Source organism: Deltaproteobacteria bacterium (genome assembly GCA_016210005.1).
Lineage (GTDB): Bacteria > Desulfobacterota > Binatia > HRBIN30 > JACQVA1 > JACQVA1.
The window spans coordinates 1-3,664 of record JACQVA010000031.1 but is presented as its reverse complement, the minus strand read 5'-3'; the positions used below and the strand labels follow the sequence as shown (position 1 = coordinate 3,664).

At 60.6% G+C, this 3,664-nt stretch carries 4 protein-coding genes and 1 pseudogene; all 5 read right to left on the bottom strand.

From position 1 onward, the window contains the following. Positions 1–218 precede the first annotated feature (218 nt). The 5 genes and pseudogenes from HY699_04510 to HY699_04490 all read right to left on the bottom strand — a co-directional run bounded on the left by HY699_04510 (position 219) and on the right by HY699_04490 (position 3,438). Positions 219–407, bottom strand: a pseudogene (locus tag HY699_04510) (hypothetical protein). Beyond that, positions 404–826, bottom strand: a complete 423-nt coding sequence (locus HY699_04505) for a PIN domain-containing protein (GenBank protein ID MBI4515063.1) — start codon at positions 824–826, stop codon at positions 404–406. The pseudogene HY699_04510 and the gene HY699_04505 overlap by 4 nt, the downstream one beginning before the upstream one ends. 90 nt (positions 827–916) lie before the next feature. Continuing rightward, positions 917–2,023 carry a hypothetical protein gene (locus tag HY699_04500; protein ID MBI4515062.1) on the bottom strand — a complete coding sequence of 369 codons (1,107 nt, stop codon included), beginning with the start codon at positions 2,021–2,023 and terminating at the stop codon, positions 917–919. Between the two features lie 145 nt (positions 2,024–2,168). Next, positions 2,169–2,738, bottom strand: coding sequence for a DUF4339 domain-containing protein (locus tag HY699_04495; GenBank protein ID MBI4515061.1), 570 nt, complete (start codon positions 2,736–2,738; stop codon positions 2,169–2,171). 37 nt (positions 2,739–2,775) lie between these two features. Beyond that, positions 2,776–3,438 (bottom strand): hypothetical protein, encoded by a 663-nt coding sequence (locus tag HY699_04490; GenBank protein MBI4515060.1) that lies wholly within the window; start codon positions 3,436–3,438, stop codon positions 2,776–2,778. Between the last annotated feature and the right edge of the window lie 226 nt (positions 3,439–3,664).

Genomic DNA, 3,664 nt, shown 5'->3' with positions numbered 1-3,664 from the left:
CCGGGCCGGCCACCATCGCCGCGTGTGATGGAGATCAGTCTGTCCCCTCAGGCAGTGCGGGTCACGAACAAAAACAGCGCTATGAAATCAGCAGGCAGACGCGAAAGTAGACACCACCGCGCAGCGGTTTAGTTCAACGTACGCCCTGCGCATCAGCCGCGCGCACGCTTCTGGCGCGTCGGCTGGATGCGCTTGTTCGGCCTCCCTCGGTGTGCGCGCCTGATCTCGGACAGAATTTCGTCCATGGTGACGCCGCGGAGGATGACACCTCGTTCGCGCGTGTAGTCCCCGAAGCCTGTGCTGAACTGGGTCAGGAAGCGCACGGTTTCCACAATTCCCAACTCCTTAGAGAGCACCGCGATCGCCTTGTGTGTGGTCTCCGCCAACGGTGTGGCCGCGACGTTCATGTTGATACCTCCGTCACTAGGTCGAGTGGCGACACGACTCGTGTCCGCCCCGTCTGCACTGCGCGAGCCCGCTTCAGCAGCCGATCATCACAGGTGCAGAAGAAATCCGCATCCGCTTCGACGGCGGACGCCAGGTGCAATGCATCGAGCGGCTTCATCCCGCTTACCTCGAACCGACGCGCGCGGGCTTCGACGCGCTGATCTGTTGCGGTGAATACCCCCGCCCTCGATAGGACCGCCTCGGCGTAGTCCTTGCGGACAGGATGCGGGTTCTTCTCCAGCTCGAACAGGAGGGCGCCAGACGCGACGAGCGTTACCTGTCCGGATTCGCACAATCGCAGGACCCCGAGCACCGCCTGTGCCTCGGTCGCCACCCGGACGTCATCCTGGGAGTCGAGCGGGCGCTGGATGCTGCACATGTCCAGGTAGACCTTCACTGCCGCACTCTACGCCGCAGCGGTTCCAGCGGCAAACGGGACCGCTGCCGCCTGCTCTCGTTGGGTAGCCTATCAGTCTTCAGCGTCCTCCTCGTATTCCTCAAGCACGGTGTCGGAGAGATGCGATAGGTGCTGCTGGGCCGCGAGTTCCCTTATGCTGTCGTACGAGATGAAGGTGCAATTCTCTGAGAGCGGTCCACGATCAAGGAGAGAAAACACCGGCCGGCGGATCTCCTGGAATACCTTTTGCCGGCGCTGCGGCGGGGCAACGATATGCAGACGAATATCCATGTTCGGCTGCAAGGCCAGCAGGTCCGCCATTCTGAGGATGCCCGAGTAGACAGAGGTCGTGTGCTCGACCTCGAATGCTCGACGGATCGATCGTCCCTTCAGCCACAGCACGTCGATCTGCTCGATCGTGCGGAGCGTCGTATCGTCGTAGTTGAGTGGCAGGCGATCGAGCGCTGCCGGGTGGTCGCCGCGCCATTGCGCCGAGACGGCATCGCGGTCCGCTCTCGGGATCCAGATCTGCATACCCATCCGAGAGCCGATATCGGCAAGCAGAGCCTGGATGCAAACGGATTCCCTGACTTCAGCTGTCGGGACCGCCTCATCACCGCCAGCGGCCTCCGCGTCCTCAGGCACCGTGACCGTCACATCACGGTCCGCTCGCCTGACGCGATGCGCCGAGAGTTTTCGATATTCGTCTTCATCGACGGGATACAGCTGCTCCCCACCGACTTGTGCGTGCAGTGCCGCCTCCAGGATGGCACCATCGGCTTCACTCAAGCGCGCAAGACTGCCGCGAACGCGCCCCGTCCATGCGATGGAGTTCTTCGGGAGATCCTTCGTGAACGAGAGGGAAGACCAGATCCGGTCGTCGTGAATCGGAATTGCCCGGTCGACGGGGAGCCACACAACCGGACGCACTCGGAATCGGACAGTGAAAGGATCGTTTTCGGGGACGAAGATTGGTGTCCTGTCCGAGAATGGACCTTCCAAGACCTCCAGCAGGCCAAACCATCGCGAGAGCCTCGTCATGTAGCAAACGAGCTTGTCGCCCGGTTGCACCCGCCCTGCCACATTTCGCTGGCGCGGCCGAAAGCCGGAGATCGACCGGTCCGACCGTCCGAACGCCTCGTACGTTTCAGGGGAGAAGAGATCGAGGTAGTAGGTCATCGTTCGTCAGTTCCGGTCCACGCAACTCCTCAAGGAGGGGCCGAACGCTCAGCGTGAGCCGCGCGCGTCTCTCCGCGCGTCGGCTCCACGCCTTGGTTCGGCTTCGCCACCCGACCAACCCAACGAAGGGCGGCACGCCACCCCTCTAATAGTCATCCGCGTACCGTTGGGCGTCCCGCAGAAGTCTCTGGGTCTCTCGCTCTGCCTCTCGCATAGTCCTATCGAACTCCCTCCTTGTCTCTTCCTGGACACGTTGGTTGAACGCCGTATCCGACTCGAGAATGCCCTCTCGCTGCAGAAGGCGACACCCAAGTGGAAACCGCGCCTTGGCCGCAAGCCAGGGCATTCCGGTAATAGCGTCAACATCGACGAAAAACTCGCTCAACCCGAAGGAATCGCGACGCATTAGTTGTGGCCCCGGCAGACTGCTCCCCGTGACAAAGTGAAAGCTGCCGACGAACAACACGATGATCGTCAAGAGCGCGACGATCAGAAATAACGGCGACGACGTCCTCCTCGGACGTTTCTCGTTCCGTTGCGGCATGGGGGCCTGTTGTACGAATTCGGCGGCAAGTTGCCGCCATTCCGTTGCGTCAGACGGACGATACAGAGCATCGGCCGTAATCGCACCATTCTCCCACATCGACCGAAGCTGGTCCATGGTGAACGGTCCCTTTTCCTGCTCTGTGCCGATTCGGATGTAAAATTGCTTCATTGTAGCTAGCCCCCTTCTCAACTGCGCGCCGTGAGTCTTACTCTTCTCCCTCCTCCACCGGGCAGCCCTTCGGTCCAGGCTCCGGGCTGATAATGGTCGCGCGTTTGAACGTCAGCGGAAGTGGCTCCTCGCCGATCTTTTTCCACGGAGACCGCGAATCACGGACTGCAGCATATTCAGGCTTCAGTTGGATGATTCGCAGTCTGCTGGCATCGCGGATCTCCAAGCACCCGGTGAAGGATGAGAGTACGCCCTCGAAAGGATAACGCCAGAGTTCAAAAGCGTTCGCGGCGCCCCTCAGCACTGACTCAATCGCTTCGTCGGGAGGGGTTCCGACTTGCTTCTCAAACGCGCGACGAAGTACAGCCCGCGTGGGGTTCTGCGGGAGGAGACGATCGTACTCGTCCTTGATGGCGGCACGGCTTTCCTGGCTAAGATTGGAAAAGAGCACGTAGAGATCGTGACCTCGAATCGTCCTTCCATTGTGTTCAATGGCGTAGAGGCATTTGAAATACAACTCCAGGGCGAGCGCGCCAGTAACCACTAAGGGTTCGGCCAAGGTCACATCGCCGACTTGATTCATTTGCTTCGCGATGAGCTCGTTACCCTTCCAGATCCGTTCAGCCGCAAGCAGTATGCGCGCTGGATCTACGATTGTCGCCACCTGCGTCGTGCGTGTCTTCCGCCGAGTTTTTCCCATTTGGTATCTCGTCGAGGCGCGCCAAGCGCGTGTCGATCAACAGCCAAATAAGATTCCTGCGAGAACTCCCCTGGTCAACGAGCCGAACGTAGTGCGGATGAGCCGGCTGGGGATACGTGGAGGTTCATCGCATGCACTGGCGCCCAAACCCAGCTCGGCTCGATCCGCTTGTTGGACAGGCCCGCTGGGCTGTGCGCTAGCTCATACTGCGCTTGGCCTCAGAATG

Bases quoted from the DNA above. Each gene is read 5' to 3' on its own strand.
- HY699_04505 (MBI4515063.1), bottom strand. From the start codon at position 826: ATGTGCAGCATCCAGCGCCCGCTCGACTCCCAGGATGACGTCCGGGTG.
- HY699_04500 (MBI4515062.1), bottom strand. From the start codon at position 2,023: ATGACCTACTACCTCGATCTCTTCTCCCCTGAAACGTACGAGGCGTTC.
- HY699_04495 (MBI4515061.1), bottom strand. From the start codon at position 2,738: ATGAAGCAATTTTACATCCGAATCGGCACAGAGCAGGAAAAGGGACCG.
- HY699_04490 (MBI4515060.1), bottom strand. From the start codon at position 3,438: ATGGGAAAAACTCGGCGGAAGACACGCACGACGCAGGTGGCGACAATC.